Origin of the sequence: Halorubellus litoreus, assembly GCF_037081675.1 — an archaeon.
In the GTDB taxonomy this organism is placed as follows: domain Archaea; phylum Halobacteriota; class Halobacteria; order Halobacteriales; family Natrialbaceae; genus Halorubellus; species Halorubellus litoreus.
In genome coordinates, this window is record NZ_JAZAQL010000002.1 from 947,666 (window position 1) to 962,604 (window position 14,939).

The window sequence follows — 14,939 nt, forward strand, 5'->3', positions numbered from 1 at the left end:
CGACTGGAACCGCCGAGTCGCGTTACAGGAAGCTCTCGATGTGGTCGGCGACCTCCTCGGGGGTGTCGCCGACGGGAACGCCCGCGTCGTTCAGCGCGTCGATCTTCGACTGCGCGGTCCCGGTGCCGCTCCCGGAGACGATGGCGCCCGCGTGGCCCATGCGCTTGCCCGGCGGCGCCGTGCGGCCGGCGATGAATCCGGCGACGGGCGTGTCCATGTGCTCGCCGATGTAGCGCGCGGCGGCCTCCTCGTCCTCGCCACCGATCTCGCCGCACATCACGACGGCCTCGGTGTCGGGGTCGTTCTCGAAGTCCTCGAGCGCGTCGACGAAGCTCGTCCCGATGATCTGGTCGCCGCCGATACCGATGGCGGTCGTCTGCCCGATACCGCGGTTCGTCAGGTTCGAGACGACCTGGTACGTGAGCGTCCCCGAGCGGGAGACGAGGCCGACGTTCCCGGACTCGAAGATGTTCCCCGGGAGGATGCCGAGCTTCGCCTCGCCGGGCGTGATGATGCCCGGACAGTTCGGGCCGATGAGGCGCGTGTCGACCTCACCGAGACGCTTGTTGACCTTCGCCATGTCCTGCACGGGAACGCCTTCCGTGATGGCGACCGCGAGGTCGATGGGCGCGTCCAGCGCCTCGAAGATGGCGTCCGCGGCGAACGCCGGCGGCACGAACACGACGCTCGCGTCCGCGTCGTGCTCGCGCGCCGCCTTGTCGACCGTGTCGTAGACAGGGACACCGTGGACCTCCTGGCCGCCCTTCCCGGGGACAGCCCCGGCAACGACGTTCGTCCCGTACTCGATCATCTGGCCGGCGTGGAACTTGCCCTCGCCGCCCGTGATACCCTGCACGATAACTTTCGTGTCGTCGTCGACTAGCACGCTCATTCCTGGCTCACCTCCTTCGCGTTCGCAACAGCCTGCTGTACCGCGTCCTCGAGGGTCTTCTCGACCTCGACGAGGTCCTCGTTCAGGATCTCCATGCCCTCCTCCCAGTTCGTCCCCGCGAGTCGGACGACGACCGGCTTCGGGATCTCGTCGAACTGCTCCAGGGCCTCGTTGATACCGCGAGCGACCTCGTCGCCGCGCGTGATACCGCCGAAGATGTTGAAGACGACAGAATCGACGTTCTCGTCGCTGAACACCATGTCCAGCGCGTTCGTCACGCGCTCTGCCTTCGCGCCGCCACCGATGTCGAGGAAGTTCGCGGGCTTCCCGCCGTAGTGGTCGACGAGGTCGAGCGTCGTCATCACGAGCCCCGCACCGTTCCCGATGATACCGACGTTCCCGTCGAGACGCACGTAATCGAACCCGTACTCGTCGGCCTTCCGCTCGAGTTCGTCGCCGCCCGCGTTCGCCTCGTCCTCCATCTCGGCGAACTTCGGCTGACGGAACATCGCGTCCTCGTCGATCTTCATCACCGCGTCCGCGGCGACGACCTCCCGGTCGCTCGTCACCATCACGGGGTTGATCTCGACCTCGCTCGCGTCGCTCTCGTCCCACAGCTCGTAGACGGTCTGGACGATCTTCGCGACGTCACCCGCGACGTCGCGCTCAACGCCGGCGTCGTAGACGGCCTTCCGCGCCTGGTACGGATGCATCCCGAACACGGGGTCGACGTGCTCGCGGACGATGGCTTCGGGCTCCTCCTCGGCGACCTGCTCGATGTCGACACCGCCCTTCGTCGACACCATCACGACCGGCTTGCTCTCGCCGCGGTCCATCGTCACGCCGACGTACAGCTCGTTCACGAAGTCGACGGCGCCCTCGACGAGCACGCGCTCGACGGGGATGCCCTTGAGGTCCATCCCGATGATGGCTTCCGCGGCCTCGCGGGCCTCCTCGGCGTCGTCGACGAGCTTGATGCCGCCGGCCTTTCCGCGTCCACCGACCTGTACCTGGGCCTTGATAGCGACCGGGTACCCGATGTCGTCGGCCGCGGCGACAGCCTCGTCCACTGTCGACGCGAGCTTCGACGGCGGGACCGGGATGCCGGCGTCCGCGAAGACCTGCTTCCCTTGGAATTCCTGAAGCTTCATGATGTAACTCACCTCGAAGTACCGATAGCCCCGAGTTAGTAGTATCGAAACGAGCGAGATGCACTGCGCTGTCACGGCGTCCTCGCGGCCGTCGAAGCGAACCACACGACCGTCTCGTGCTCGCACCGAGCGACGGTGCGTTCCCCGGACGTCTCGAGCCCAGTAGCCATGTGGTTTATAGTCACGGCTTCCGTGATTTCCGTATCGACAACCGCGTCCCGAACCGGGTGGGTGGATGACCTTTCAGTCGACGCCGTACACGGAACTGCTGGTGTTCTCCGCTGTCCTGTCGGGCAGCCTCAGCGTGTACGCCGTCCATCGTCATCGGTCCGCCACCAGGAACCCCGGGTCGCTCCTGTACTTCGCGGTCCTGATGGCGGCGGCCGCGGGCTGGTCGGGACTGTACGCCATCGGGATTTCCGAGGTCGAGTACGGCCCGAAGGTGTTCTGGCTCGCCGTCACGAACCTCTTCACGGTCGTCGCGCCGACCGCGTGGCTCGCGTTCGCGCTCTCGTACACGGACAAGGACCATCTCCTGACCAGGCGGACGTGGATCGCGCTGGCGGTCGAACCGGTCGTCGTCGCCGCCGTGGTACTCACCGGGCAGCGACACGACCTCTACTACATCACGCTCGAACGCGTCAACGACCCCGGGTTCTGGGTGCTGTCGCGAGAACTCGGCCCGGTGTTCATCCTGCACGCCGCGTACTCGTACGCGCTCGTCGTCGCGGGCGCACTCATCTTCCTCCAGTTCGTCAGGCTCGACGAAGGCACGTACCGCGGCCAGGCGGTGCTTCTCGTCGGCGGCAGCCTCCTTCCCGTCGTCTCGAACGCCGCGTTCGTCCTGGACGTCTTCGGCGACCACGTGAACCTCACGTCGGTCGTCCTCGGCCTCTCCGGGCTCGCGTTCGCGACCGCCATCTCCCGCTACCGGTTCTTCGAACTGGCACCGCTCGCACGCGACACGGTCGTCGAACGGATGCGGGACGGCTACGTCGTGGCCGACGAGAACGGCGCCGTCGTCGACAGCAACGAGGCCGCCAGTCGGGTCCTCGGCGTCCCCGGCGGCCTCGTCGGCACGCACCTCCGGGACGTCCTCCCGGAGGTAGCTGACGCCGTCGAGCGCGGACAGACCCCCGAGCACGGCCACGAGGAGGTTACGCGGCAGGTCAACGGCAACCGACGCTACCTGGACGTGAGCACGTCAGAGCTCGAGTCCGTCGACGGGACGCTCGTCGTCCTCCGGGACGTCACCGACGAACGGCGCGCCGAACGACGCTTCCAGACGCTCATCGAGCGGTCGTCGGACATCATCAGCGTCCTCGACGAGGACGGCGTCGTCGAGTACATCAGTCCGACCGTCGAACGTAGACTCGGCATCCCGCCCGAAGCCGTCGTCGGGAACGTCGTCTTCGACCTCGTTCATCCGGACGACGCCGCGGACCTTCGAGCGGTGTTCGAGGCGAGTCTCGATGACTCCAGGGCCGTCGAGCGCGTCGAGTACCGGCTTCCGGACGCCGACGGCGAATGGCACGTCCACGAGGCCGTCGGGCGGAACTTCATCGACGACCCGAGCGTCGGGGGGATCGTCGTGAATGCGCGCGACGTCACCGAACGCAAGGACCGCGAGCGCGAGCTCGAGGCGACGATGGCGGACCTCGAGCGGACGAACGAGCGCCTGGAACGGTTCGCGAGCGTCGTCAGTCACGACCTCCGGAATCCGCTGAACGTCGCGGACGGCTACGCGGAACTGCTCGAGGAACGCGTCGACGACCCTGCTGTCGGCGAGATTCGGACGTCGCACGACCGGATGCGGCGCATCATCGACGACGTGCTCGCGCTCGCGCAGGACGACGACGTGACCGAGCGGAAAGCGGTGTCGCTCGAGACGCTCGCCGAGGACGCGTGGGAGGCCGTCGACACGAAGGACGCGACGCTCGCCGTCGACGAGGGAACCGTCGTCGCGGATAGGACGCGACTGGCGCGCGTCTTCGAGAACCTGTTCCGGAACGCCGTGGAACATGGTTCCACGAGCAGTCGGACGGGGTCCGACGACGGCATCGACCACGGCGGTGCGTCGGTGTCGGTGACTGTCGGGCCGCTCTCCGACGACGACGGGTTCTACGTCGCCGACGACGGCCCCGGCATCCCCGAGGACGTCGCGGGGGAGCTGTTCGAGGAAGGCGTCTCCGGGGACGGCGGCACCGGCCTCGGGCTCGCGATCGTCGCGGACATCGCGAACGCTCACGGGTGGACGGTCGAGGCCGTCACGGACGCGGACGGAGCGCGGTTCGAGGTACGGTCCGACGACCATCCCGTTCTCGCGACCAGTGAGTGACTCGTCTCGCCGGCTGCCTGGGGGAGCGTTCGACTGCGTCGGCGTTCGGTAATCGCCGTCTGCTACCGGTAAGACACCGTTACTTCACCGACGAGAACCTTTAATATCCAACCATGCGTCTAGAGAACGAGTAGCGGACCCGCCCGTCCAGTCCCAGGACTGGAACGTCCACCGTGGTCGTCACGGGAGCGTCCTTCCCCTCGCCCAGAAACACCCCTCCCCAGGAGCGCCCAATGACCCTCGATCAGGACACGATATTCCACACACTCAGCAACGAACGCCGACGCTCCGTCATCCGTGTTCTCCGCGGACAGGAGACGATGACGGTACGCGACCTCACCGGCGCCGTCGCCGGTATCGAGTACGGGCTCGACCCAGACCAGCTCGACTACCGGCAACGCAAACGCGTGTACACGTCGCTCGTGCAGACGCACCTCCCGTCGATGGCGAGCTACGGGCTCGTCGAGTACGACAAGGACCGTGGCGTCGTCACCGCCGAGCGAGACCTCGACACGTTCGAACCGTACCTCGACGACGGCGCGAGCGTCGCCCGCTCCGACGCCGGAACCCTCCTGTCGCTGACCGGCGTGTTCGCCGTCCTGACCGTGTTGTTGGCCGTCGATACGCCCTTCGTCGGCGCGCTCCCCGCTGTCGCCATCGCGCTCGCCGCGACGCTCGGCGTCGGTGCACTCGCCGCGAGAACGCTCCGAGACGCTCGCAGCACGACCGACGATTCGGGGGCTTGCGAGGGAAATGAGCACGGCGGTCTCGGCGCCATCGTCGGTCTCTCCAAGCAACTCCTCCTGATTTTCCGCCGATAGCCGCCGCTTCCAGGGTCGAGAAGCAGCGAACGAGTCCGTTCGCTCAGGAGATGAGGAGTTCTTCGCCGCGTTCGACGTCGATGCGACAGGGCGGACTGATCTTGTTGTACGCGCGACGGAACGCTTCCTTGCCGGCGTCGGCCTGGTCGACGTCGCAGTACAGCGTGAACAGGCGCTCGCCCTTCTGGATGCGCGCCGCCGTCCCGACGACCTTCCCGAACGCCTGACGCATCCCGTCGGAGACGCGGTCCGCGCCCGCGCCCGTCGCCTGCTTGTTCTCCCGGATGACGTGATGCGGGAACTTCCGCAGGATCATCTTGTAGTTCCCCTCGCCCTGCGTCTTGATCATGTGCCGGTTCGCCGAGAGGCGCGCCGCCTCAAGCGAGCCGTGGCGGATCTGGAGTTCCTCGTCGACGCGGAGACTGATCTGGACGGGGTAGTCCTCGGGCTCGCTGCCCGCGTCACCCATCTTGTGCTGTGCGATCTTCGACCCAGGGATGCCCGTGATGTACTCGCGCCGCGTGTACGGCGGCTTCGAGATCTCCCGGTACATCGACGCCGGCTTGTCGCTCATGGTTCGAAGAAACGTCAGCGCGAGGAAAACGATTTCGCTTCGCGGGTCGACGACGCCGACGGCGAGACCGAGTCGTCGCCCTGCGATGCTGGCGTCGCCGTCACTCCACGTCCGTGCGCGGGTCGACGTACCCGAGGCCGACGTCCTGCACGAAGTTCGCGAACACGCCGACGGCGGCGACCGTCATCGTGATACCGATGACGAACGGGAGGTTGCGTTGCTTGACCGCCTGGATACCCATCTGGCCGATTCCCGGAACGTTGAACACGAACTCGAGCACGAACACGTGCACGACGAGGACCGTGACGAGGTCCGCGAGGAACATCGCGATGAGCGGGAGCGCGGCGTTCCGGAGGACGTGCGCCATCACGCGGAACTCGCTCGCGCCCTTCGCTCGCGCGAGCTTCACGAAGTCCGCGCTGACGTACTCCAGGCACTCCGAGCGCGCGTACCTGAGTTGTCCGGCGACCAGCGAGAGCGCGAGGATGGCGGCGATGACGCCGAACTCCATGAGGTGCCTTGGCTGCCAGATGTCGACGGCTTCGCCGACGACGTAGAACTTCGGGTCGATACGGCCGAGCGTGAAGTCGATGAGGCCGAGCTCTGTCTCGAGGACGAACAGCGCGACCTCCGCGAAGAAGAAGTTCGGGATGCCGAACCCGAAGTAGCCGATGGACTGGATGGCGCGGTCGACGGTCCCGCCGTTGTTGACCGCCGCGAACACGCCGAGGGCGATGCCGCCGGTGACGCCGACGACGACCGCCGGAATCGCGTACGTGAGCGTGTACGGAAGGTGCTTCGCGAGCAGCGCGGTGACCGCCGGGCCCTGCTCGAAGCCGGCGGTCGACCGGCCCCAGTTCAGGGTGGTGACGTCCCAGAGGAATCCCGCGTATCGCGAGAGGAACGACTGCCCGCCATCGCTCGCCGCGAGGAGCGTCTGGAGGTCGCCGCTCGCGACCCGGAGCGTCCCGGTCGGGTCCGGGCCGAGCGCGAGCACGAGGAAGACGAGCGTGACGACGCCGTAGAACGATAGGACGGCGAACAGCGCGCGACGCGCGACGAACCGCGAGTTCACGGCGTGCACCTCCGGGCGAGCGCTCGTGGCGCGTGGGCGTCGGTCCCGCGAACCTGCATCGACCGGGCATGCGTGCCCCGCCAACAAATACCGTGCGAAGCGTCAAACGGTCGTTTGACCCTCTGAATGGTTTTTGTCACCTCGCGTCGATGGTTCGTCTGACGACCCCAATGTCCGACCGCGAGACCGACGGAACGGCGTCGAGCCCGGCCCATACCGACGGGATGGCGACGCCCCCAACCGAAACCGACGAGGTGGCGACACCCCCGGCCGAGACCGACGGAGGCGGTCAGCCAGTCGCCGCGTTCCAGACCGTCGACTGGGACGCCGTCGAGCCGTCCCGTCGCGGGCTCCGTAGACGGACCATCGCGTTCCTCCTCGGACTCTCGACCCTCGCCGCGGGCGTCCTCTACGACTACTTCGAGGTTCCGACCCAGCAGCCGACGTTCGAAGGTATCGGGCCGTCCGTGTCGCTGTTCGGCCAGCAACTCCTCCCCCTGTACTGGGACGTCACCGGCATCGAGTGGCTGTTCGTGACCGCGGTCCTCACCGCGACGTGCTTCGTCGCCGTCCCGCTCGTCGAACGACCGAAACTCACGCGGTTGTACTGGCGGCGACTGCGACGCGACCGCTTCGCGACCGCCTCGCTCCTCTTCCTCGCGCTCGTGTTCCTCGCTGGCGTCGTCGGTCCCGTCCTCTACCCGCCGAGCATCGACACGGCCGCACAGAGTCAACCACCGGCGTTCACGAGCACGCCAGTGAACTACTACGTCTCCGATTGCGTCGGGCCGGTCGTGAACGAGCGCTGCCACGGCACCCTCGAGTACCCGCTCGGGACGAACGCGCTCGGGAAACCCCTGACGGCGCTCGTCGTCTCCGGGATGCGCGTCGTCGTCGAACTCGCGTTCGTCATCTCGCTGTTCGTCGTCCCGCTCGCGACCGCAGTCGGCGTCCTCGCCGGCTACTACGGCGGCCGCACCGACACCACCCTCATGGGGTACGTCGACGCTCAGCAAGCCGTCCCCGCGTTCGTCGTCTACCTCGTCCTCGCGTTCTGGGGGCGCACGCTGTTCCTGTTCGTCCTCGTCTTCGGCCTGTTCTCGTGGGGTGGCATCGCTCGCCTCGTCCGCAGCGAGACCGCACAACGCAGCGAGCACCAGTACGTCCTCGCCGCGAAGAACGCCGGTGCGAGCGACCGGCACGTCATCCGCGAACACATCCTCCCGAACGTCTCCAACACCGTCGTCACTGCACTCACGCGGATGATTCCGCTCCTCGTCCTCCTCCACACGGCGGTCGCCTACATGGGTATGAACAACATCATGAACGAATCCTGGGGCGAGACCATCGCGAACGGCTTCAACGGCCTCCAGGCCGCGTTCCCGCAGGTCTGGTGGACGCCCGTCTTCCCCACCATCGCGCTGGCGCTCACCGTGATGGCGTTCGGCGCGCTCGGCGACGGCCTCCGCGACGCGCTCGACCCACGGGACGTGTGACGAGGACGGTGGCGCGGGCGGGTCTCAGTGGCGCGTGTGGGTCTCGGCGGCGAGTCGTCGCGTTCAGTCGTCGGCGGGCGTCGCGTCCGCCGACGGCCCGTCGACGTTCGCGCCGGTGACGAACCCGCGGTCGAGGAGCGTGCTGGCGAACAGCACGAGCGGGGAGAGGAACGCGAAGAAGTAGTAGGGCGCGAACCCGGCGAGTCCGAACGCGCCGGCCCAGGGTGCGACGCCGAGGACGCCCGCCATGTAGACGCTCCCGGCGTGCCACGGGATGAGCGCGCCAGTCGGGGTGCCCGCGGATTCGATGGCGCGGGAGAGGTCCGCGGAGTCGAGGTCGTACTCGTCGTAGAGGTTCCGGAGCGTCATCCCGGGGACGACGATGCTCATGTACTGCTGGGCGGAGAACACGTTCACGACGATGGCGGAGACGCCGGTGCTCGCGACGAGACTCCGGCGGTTCGTGACGGCTTCGGCGACCTCGTGCGCGAGGACGGCGAGGACGCCGGTGCGTTCGAGCGCGCCGCCGAGCGAGAGCGCGAGCACGACGACCGAGATGGTCCACGCAGATCCGGCGAGACCGCCGCTCGCGAGGAGTGCGTCGACGACGTCGAGGCCGGTCTCGGGGCTCGTGCCGTTGAGGAAGACCGTCCAGGCGGTGGTGAACGCGGCGCCCTGGACGAGGACGGTGGTGGCGACGCCGGCGAACACGCCCGCGACGAGCGTCGGGAGTGCGGGGTAGCCGGCGACTGCCAGGCCGAACGTGACGACGAGCGGAACGAACACGAGCGGGGTGAGGTCGTAGGTGGCGGCGAGCGCGGTCTGGATGTCGGCGACTCGGCCGGCGGGGATGGCGCCGCCGGCGCGCAATCCGAGGGCGGCGTAGAGCGCGACGGCGAGCCCGAACGCGAGGACGGTGCCGTTTCGCATCCCGCGGATGTGGTCGTAGAGGTCGGTGTCGGTAACGGCCGCGGCGAGGTTCGTGGTGTCCGAGAGCGGTGACTGCTTGTCGCCGGCGTAAGCGCCGGAGAGGATGGCGCCCGCGGTCATGGGGACGGGGATGCCGAGGCCGGAGCCGATGCCGACGAACGCGACGCCGAGCGTCCCGGCGGTCGTCCACGAGGAGCCGATGGCGAACGCGACGACGCCGGCGAGGAGCGCGGTGACGGGCAGGAACACGGTCGGCGTCAGGAGCGAGAGGCCGTACCGCATGAGGCCGGGGATGGTGCCGGCGGCGATCCAGGTCGCGATGAGGGCGTAGATGACGAACAGGAGGAGGATGGACTGGAGGCCGGTGAGGAGGGACTGGGCGATGCCGTCGTAGACGTCGTCCCAGGTGTAGCCGAGCCAGTACGTGCCGACGGCCGCCGTGAGGACGATGCTCCAGAGGAGTGGGGCGTGCGGTGCGAGCTTGAGGTACCCGGACCCGATGCCGAGGGAGAGGACGATGCCGAGGACGGGAACGAGCGCCTGCCGGAGCGTCGGCCGGCGCTCGGGGTCGAGGTCGTCGTACGTCGCCGGTTCGAACGAGAGCGATGCCATACCCGACCCGAATAACCTGAAGTAATTAAAACGCACGGAATTATGCTCGACGAGAATGTCTCGTGGTGGCAATGAACACGTTCACGGCCCACACAGCACCGCGAACGCGTCCCCGACGGCACGCGACACCCACCACGACCCCAACCTTCCGAGAGATACCGAACCAGAGAAGACCACGGATCAGCACCCGGCCCTCGCGGTCGGTGGAAACAGGAAGATGCGCCGTCCGGGATTTGAACCACGGTCGCACGGTCCTCGCTTCGCTCGGCTGCGTGCTCGCTGGTTCAAATCCAGATACCGCACTTCCTGCTTCCGGACCGCTCGCTACGCTCGCGGTCGGTGGAAGCAGGAAGATGCTCCGTCTGGGATTTGAACCCAGGTCATCGGCTCGAAAGGCCGAAATGATTGGCCGGACTACACCAACGGAGCGCGTACCAGTTCATTCCGGGTGGTAAAATTAAAGGGTTTCGTTATCGCCGCCAGGACCCCGGCGTCGTCCCCGAGAACGGTTATCACGCTCCAGGCCGAACCCGTAACCATGACTGACGACTCGGACGCCGCGCACGCGGGCACGGCTGCCGCGGTCGAGCACGTGGCGGCGACGACCGACGACCTCGCCGACCTCGCGATGGCGTTACTGGCTGCGGACTCGCAGAACCCGCCCGGTGACACCACCGCGGCGGCAGCGGTCGTCCGGGACGCCATGGACGGCGCGGGCGTGTCCGTCGCCGACGCGACGGTCGACCCCGCGAAACCGAACCTCCTGTTCGAGATACCCGGCGAGCGCGACCTGACGTTGCTCTACAACGGCCACCTCGACACCGTCGGGTACGACGCGAGCGAGTGGACGCGCGACCCGCTCGGCGAGCGTGCGACGGTCGACGGCGACGACCGCATCTACGGCCGCGGCGCGACCGACATGAAGGGCCCGCTCGCCGCGATGCTGCACGCGGCGCGCGCCTACCAGGCCGTCGACGAGCGCCCGCCGGTGACGCTCGCGTACGCCGTCGTCAGCGACGAGGAGACCGGCGGGGACGCCGGACTGCCGTCCGTGGTCGACGACCTCGACGCGGACGGCTGCGTCATCGGCGAGACGACCTGCGAGCGCGGCCGGCACTCCGTCACCGTCGCCGACCGCGGAAGCATCTGGCTGACGCTCGACGCGACCGGCGAGGGCGCGCACGGCTCCCGGCCGACGCTCGGCGTGAACGCCGTCGACGTACTCTGGGCGGCCGTCTCGCACCTCCGCGAGTCGCTCACCGACCGACCGCTCGACGTGCCCGCCGAGGTCGACGCGATAGTCGACGAGTCCATCGACTACTACGCGCCGATCATGGGCGAACAGGCGGCCAGGGACACCTTCCGGTATCCGACCGCGAACCTCGGCGAGTTCCACGGCGGCGACACCATCAACGCCGTCCCCGAGCGCGCACGAGCACGCCTCGACGTCCGCGTCGTCGCCGGCGTCGACACGAAGACCGTGCTCGCGGACATCCGCGAGTGCCTCCGCGAGCACGACCGCGTCCACCTCACCGACGTCTCCTGGAGCCGCGGCACGTACGTCCCGGTCGACGGCCCCATCGCGACCGCGACCGCCGAGACCGCGGCGGCCGTCGTCGGCGAGCGCGTGCATCGTCGGAGCGCGACCGGCGGCGGCGACACGAAGACGCTGCGGAACGCCGGCATCCCGACCGTCGAGTTCGCGCTCGGCACCGACACCGTCCACGCCCGCGACGAGTACACCACGGTCGACGCGCTCGCGAAGAACGCCGAGATATACGCTCGGCTCCCCGCGACGTTCGCTCGCGCACACGACGACGCCTGACCGGACGCCGACGGTCGAGCGCTCGGTGGGCGGGAGTCGATTCGCTCGCCGCTTCCGGACCGCCTACGCCAGCGAGGGAGAGTCGATTCGCTCGCCGCTTCCGGAACGCCTACGCCGGAGAGGGGCGACGCCCCGGGTATGAAGCACGTTCGCTTCCGGGACCCCGCGGGCGCGGTCCGCCGCGGCGAGTACCACGACGACGAAGAGGCCGTCTCGTTCGCGGGCGAGACGTACGACCTCGAATCGGTCGACGTCCTCGCGCCCTGCGAGCCGTCGAAGATCGTGTGCGTCGGCCGGAACTACGTCGAGCACGCCGACGAGATGGACAACGACGTCCCCGACCGGCCGCTCCTGTTCCTCAAGCCGCCCAATACGGTCGCGAGTCACGGGAGCGACGTCACGCTCCCGGCGGGGAAGGACCGACTGGACTTCGAGGCGGAACTCGGCGTCGTCGTCGGCGAACAGGCGAAGCACCTCGACGCCGAGGACGCGATGGACGCCGTCGCGGGCTACACGTGCGTGAACGACGTGTCGAACCGCGACGACCAGCGAGAGGAGACGAACTGGGTGCGCGGGAAGGCGTTCGACGGCGCAGCCCCCATCGGGCCGGTCGTCGCGACGCCCGACGAGGTGCCTGACGACGCGCACGTCCGCTCGTTCCTGAACGGCGACCGCAAGCAGGACGGCTCGCTCGACCAGATGGTGTTCTCGGTGCCCGAGTTGCTCGCGGAGATCACGACGTACATGACGCTCGAACCCGGTGACGTCGTCGCGACCGGGACGCCCGCGGGCGTCGGCCGCCTCAGCGACGGCGACGAGGTCCGCGTCGAGGTCGAGGGCGTCGGCGCGCTCGAACACACGGTGACGATACCCGACGCCTGAGGGGTCGAGGCGGCCGTGTCGCGGTGGCCATCGTCGGCCGTCGAGGCGACCGCGAGTAACAAGACTCAAGTTTTAGGTTTGCCTAAGACCCGTGAACATGGAGTTGACGCGCCGGGACGCGATGGGGGCACTCGCGGCCGCTGGCGTCGCCGTCGGCGCGGGCGTCGTCGCGGACCGGTTCGCCGGCACCGAGGAGGACCCGCCCGCGTTCGACGAGCACGCGCTCGCGACGACCGTCGCCGTCGGCCGCGCCATCTATCCGAGCGACCTCGAGAACGTCGAGTCGTTCGTCCGCACGTACGCGCTCTCGCGGAGCGAGGGCGACGAGGACTACCGCACGGGGATGGCGGACGCGGTCGCCGCGCTCGACGAGTACACGCAGGACTGGTACGACAGCGACTACGTCGACCTGGAGTCGGAGACGGCCGAGACGGTCCTCTACGAGATGGGCGTGGACGTCGAGGACCCCGACCCGGAGGGCGTCCCCCCGGAGCGCGTCAGATACTACCTCGTGAACGAACTGCTGTACGCGCTCTACACGACCGACACCGGCGGGCGGCTCGTCGGCCTGGAGAACCCGCAGGGATTCCCAGGTGGCACGGACAGCTACCAGCGCGGCCCGGGAACGGACCGATGACGGCGAACGCGTCCGACGGTGGCGTGGGCGACGGCCGCGACCGGTCGCCGAGCGAGCGCGTCGACGTCTGCGTCGTCGGCGCCGGCCCCGCGGGCGGCCTGGTCGCGGACCGCCTCGCGAACGCCGGACACGACGTCGTCGTGCTCGAAGCCGGCCCGCGGTTCGACCGCGCGGACCGCATCGAGCGCGTCGAGCGCGACATCCGACCGAGCTACCACCCCCACGAGGTCTGGGACATGGGCGGCGAGCGCGACGCGTACACGACGAGTGGCGACCGCGGCTACCCGCTGAACGCGGCGCGCGTGAAGGGCGTCGGCGGCACGACGCTGCACTGGCAGGGGATGGTGTTCCGACTGCACGAGGGCGACTTCGACGAGCACGCGCGCGCCGCCGGCGTCGACCCGTGGCCGATCGCGTACGACGACCTCCGGCCGTACTACGCGAGCGCCGAGGACGAACTCGGCGTCTCCGGGACCGCCGGCGACAATCCCTTCGCGCCGCCGCGCGAGGAACCGTACCCGATGCCGGGGTTCCCGCCGAGCTACTCGGATTCGCTGTTCGCCGAGGCCTGCGACGCGCTCGACGTCACGATGCACACCGTCCCGAACGCACGGAACTCCGAGCGCCGCGACGGCCGCTCGGCGTGCCAGGGCTGGGGGACGTGCAAGCCCGTGTGTCCGAGCGGCGCGAAGTACGACGCGACCGTTCACGTCGGGCGCGCCGAGGAGAAGGGTGCGCGGGTCGTCGACCACGCGCCAGTCCAGCGGCTCGAACACGACCGCGCCGGCGACGCCGTCACGACCGCGGTGTACGCGACGCCGGACGGCGAGGAACACGTGCAAGAAGCGCGCGAGTTCGTGCTCGCCGCGGGCGGCGTCGAGATACCGCGCCTCCTCCTGCTCTCCGCGAGCGAGGCGTACCCGCGGGGGCTCGCGAACTCCTCGCGCCTCGTCGGGAAGTACTTCCACGACCACCTCTTCGCCGGCATGGGCGGCCGACTCGACGAACCCACGAGGCAGAACCACGTCGGGTTCCTCACGAGCGAATCCCACCAGTTCTACGACGACGTCACCGACGACCGCGGGCCGTTCAAGCTCGAGTTCCTGAACTACGCCGGCCCGAGCCCCGTCGAACTCGCGCTCGGCGCGGACAGCTTCGGCGACGACCTCCTCGACGAACTCCGCGGCGCGTACGGGAACGCCATCGCGATGGGCGGCCTCGCCGCACAACCTCCGCGGAAGGAGAACTACGTCTCGCTCGACTCGTCGGTGACGGACGACCACGGCAACCCCGTCCCCGACGTCCACTGGTCGCTCGACGACCGGACGCGAGCGACGCTCCGCGCCGCGAACGACCGCCAGCGCGAGATACTCGACGAACTCGGCGTCGACGTCCAGTGGACCGTCGGCCCCGACGACACCGGCCCCGCGTTCCACCACATGGGCACCACGAAGATGAGCGCCGACCCCGAGAGCGGCGTCGTCGACCCGCAACTCCGCACGCACGACCTCCGGAACCTCTCCATCGCCTCCTCCTCGACGTTCACGTACGGCGGCGCCCTCAACCCGACGCTCACCATCGCCGCACTCGCCCTCAAGTGCGCCGACCACGTCGACGAGCGTCTCTGAGCGAGCGAACGCAGCGGCGAAGGTCTCTGAGAGCGCCCGCAAGCAGTCGATTCAACAGCGAACAGCGAGAGCGCCCGC

12 protein-coding genes and 1 tRNA gene are annotated in these 14,939 nt (G+C 68.7%); 7 read left to right on the forward strand and 6 right to left on the reverse strand.

Annotated features, from left to right (window positions below):
• Window positions 1-22: 22 nt before the first annotated feature.
• Together sucD and sucC are read right to left on the reverse strand one after the other, a co-directional pair.
• Window positions 23-892 (reverse strand): succinate--CoA ligase subunit alpha, encoded by an 870-nt coding sequence (gene sucD / locus VYJ16_RS12000; RefSeq protein ID WP_336350543.1) that lies wholly within the window; start codon window positions 890-892, stop codon window positions 23-25.
• Complete coding sequence (sucC, locus tag VYJ16_RS12005; protein WP_336350544.1) at window positions 889-2,043, reverse strand: ADP-forming succinate--CoA ligase subunit beta; 1,155 nt, start codon at window positions 2,041-2,043, stop codon at window positions 889-891. Before sucC ends, sucD begins: the two co-directional genes overlap by 4 nt.
• 235 nt (window positions 2,044-2,278) lie before the next feature.
• Here sucC and VYJ16_RS12010 point away from each other — a divergent pair, with 235 nt between their 5' ends.
• Window positions 2,279-4,381, forward strand: a complete 2,103-nt coding sequence (locus tag VYJ16_RS12010; RefSeq protein WP_336350545.1) for a histidine kinase N-terminal 7TM domain-containing protein — start codon at window positions 2,279-2,281, stop codon at window positions 4,379-4,381.
• 233 nt (window positions 4,382-4,614) lie between these two features.
• Window positions 4,615-5,202, forward strand: a complete 588-nt coding sequence (locus VYJ16_RS12015; protein ID WP_336350546.1) for a DUF7344 domain-containing protein — start codon at window positions 4,615-4,617, stop codon at window positions 5,200-5,202.
• 43 nt (window positions 5,203-5,245) lie between these two features.
• Here the strand turns inward: VYJ16_RS12015 and VYJ16_RS12020 are convergent, their stop codons facing one another.
• Window positions 5,246-5,776 carry a 50S ribosomal protein L16 gene (locus tag VYJ16_RS12020; RefSeq protein ID WP_336350547.1) on the reverse strand — a complete coding sequence of 177 codons (531 nt, stop codon included), beginning with the start codon at window positions 5,774-5,776 and terminating at the stop codon, window positions 5,246-5,248.
• Window positions 5,777-5,876: 100 nt separating this feature from the next.
• Window positions 5,877-6,851: an ABC transporter permease gene (locus VYJ16_RS12025; protein ID WP_336350548.1), complete on the reverse strand. Its 975-nt coding sequence runs from the start codon at window positions 6,849-6,851 to the stop codon at window positions 5,877-5,879.
• A 170-nt stretch (window positions 6,852-7,021) separates the two neighbouring features.
• On the opposite strand from VYJ16_RS12025, the gene VYJ16_RS12030 reads away from it, so the two are divergent.
• On the forward strand, window positions 7,022-8,347 hold the full coding sequence (locus VYJ16_RS12030) for an ABC transporter permease (protein ID WP_336350549.1): 1,326 nt from the start codon (window positions 7,022-7,024) through the stop codon (window positions 8,345-8,347).
• A gap of 63 nt (window positions 8,348-8,410) precedes the next feature.
• On the opposite strand, the gene arcD is transcribed toward VYJ16_RS12030, so the two are convergent.
• Both arcD and VYJ16_RS12040 read right to left on the reverse strand, forming a co-directional pair.
• Window positions 8,411-9,889: an arginine/ornithine antiporter ArcD gene (gene arcD, locus VYJ16_RS12035; protein ID WP_336350550.1), complete on the reverse strand. Its 1,479-nt coding sequence runs from the start codon at window positions 9,887-9,889 to the stop codon at window positions 8,411-8,413.
• A gap of 354 nt (window positions 9,890-10,243) precedes the next feature.
• Window positions 10,244-10,318 (reverse strand) — tRNA-Glu (locus VYJ16_RS12040).
• 109 nt (window positions 10,319-10,427) lie between these two features.
• Here VYJ16_RS12040 and VYJ16_RS12045 point away from each other — a divergent pair.
• The 4 genes from VYJ16_RS12045 to VYJ16_RS12060 all read left to right on the forward strand — a co-directional run bounded on the left by VYJ16_RS12045 (window position 10,428) and on the right by VYJ16_RS12060 (window position 14,861).
• Window positions 10,428-11,714: a M20 family metallopeptidase gene (locus tag VYJ16_RS12045; protein WP_336350551.1), complete on the forward strand. Its 1,287-nt coding sequence runs from the start codon at window positions 10,428-10,430 to the stop codon at window positions 11,712-11,714.
• A 138-nt stretch (window positions 11,715-11,852) separates the two neighbouring features.
• The gene (locus VYJ16_RS12050) at window positions 11,853-12,596 is read left to right on the forward strand and encodes a fumarylacetoacetate hydrolase family protein (protein ID WP_336350552.1); all 744 of its coding nucleotides are present in this window, start codon (window positions 11,853-11,855) and stop codon (window positions 12,594-12,596) included.
• Window positions 12,597-12,693: 97 nt separating this feature from the next.
• The gene (locus VYJ16_RS12055; RefSeq protein ID WP_336350553.1) at window positions 12,694-13,233 is read left to right on the forward strand and encodes a twin-arginine translocation signal domain-containing protein; all 540 of its coding nucleotides are present in this window, start codon (window positions 12,694-12,696) and stop codon (window positions 13,231-13,233) included.
• A complete protein-coding gene (locus tag VYJ16_RS12060; RefSeq protein WP_336350554.1) occupies window positions 13,230-14,861 on the forward strand; it encodes a GMC family oxidoreductase in 1,632 nt (543 codons plus the stop codon). The genes VYJ16_RS12055 and VYJ16_RS12060 overlap by 4 nt, the downstream gene beginning before the upstream one ends.
• Window positions 14,862-14,939 lie beyond the last annotated feature (78 nt).

Excerpts from the sequence above, each read along its gene's own strand:
- sucD (WP_336350543.1), bottom strand. The coding sequence starts at position 892 with ATGAGCGTGCTAGTCGACGACGACACGAAAGTTATCGTGCAGGGTATC.
- VYJ16_RS12020 (WP_336350547.1), bottom strand. The coding sequence starts at position 5,776 with ATGAGCGACAAGCCGGCGTCGATGTACCGGGAGATCTCGAAGCCGCCG.
- sucC (WP_336350544.1), bottom strand. The coding sequence starts at position 2,043 with ATGAAGCTTCAGGAATTCCAAGGGAAGCAGGTCTTCGCGGACGCCGGC.
- VYJ16_RS12055 (WP_336350553.1), top strand. The coding sequence starts at position 12,694 with ATGGAGTTGACGCGCCGGGACGCGATGGGGGCACTCGCGGCCGCTGGC.
- VYJ16_RS12010 (WP_336350545.1), top strand. The coding sequence starts at position 2,279 with ATGACCTTTCAGTCGACGCCGTACACGGAACTGCTGGTGTTCTCCGCT.
- VYJ16_RS12015 (WP_336350546.1), top strand. The coding sequence starts at position 4,615 with ATGACCCTCGATCAGGACACGATATTCCACACACTCAGCAACGAACGC.
- VYJ16_RS12050 (WP_336350552.1), top strand. The coding sequence starts at position 11,853 with ATGAAGCACGTTCGCTTCCGGGACCCCGCGGGCGCGGTCCGCCGCGGC.
- arcD (WP_336350550.1), bottom strand. The coding sequence starts at position 9,889 with ATGGCATCGCTCTCGTTCGAACCGGCGACGTACGACGACCTCGACCCC.
- VYJ16_RS12030 (WP_336350549.1), top strand. The coding sequence starts at position 7,022 with ATGTCCGACCGCGAGACCGACGGAACGGCGTCGAGCCCGGCCCATACC.
- VYJ16_RS12060 (WP_336350554.1), top strand. The coding sequence starts at position 13,230 with ATGACGGCGAACGCGTCCGACGGTGGCGTGGGCGACGGCCGCGACCGG.
- VYJ16_RS12045 (WP_336350551.1), top strand. The coding sequence starts at position 10,428 with ATGACTGACGACTCGGACGCCGCGCACGCGGGCACGGCTGCCGCGGTC.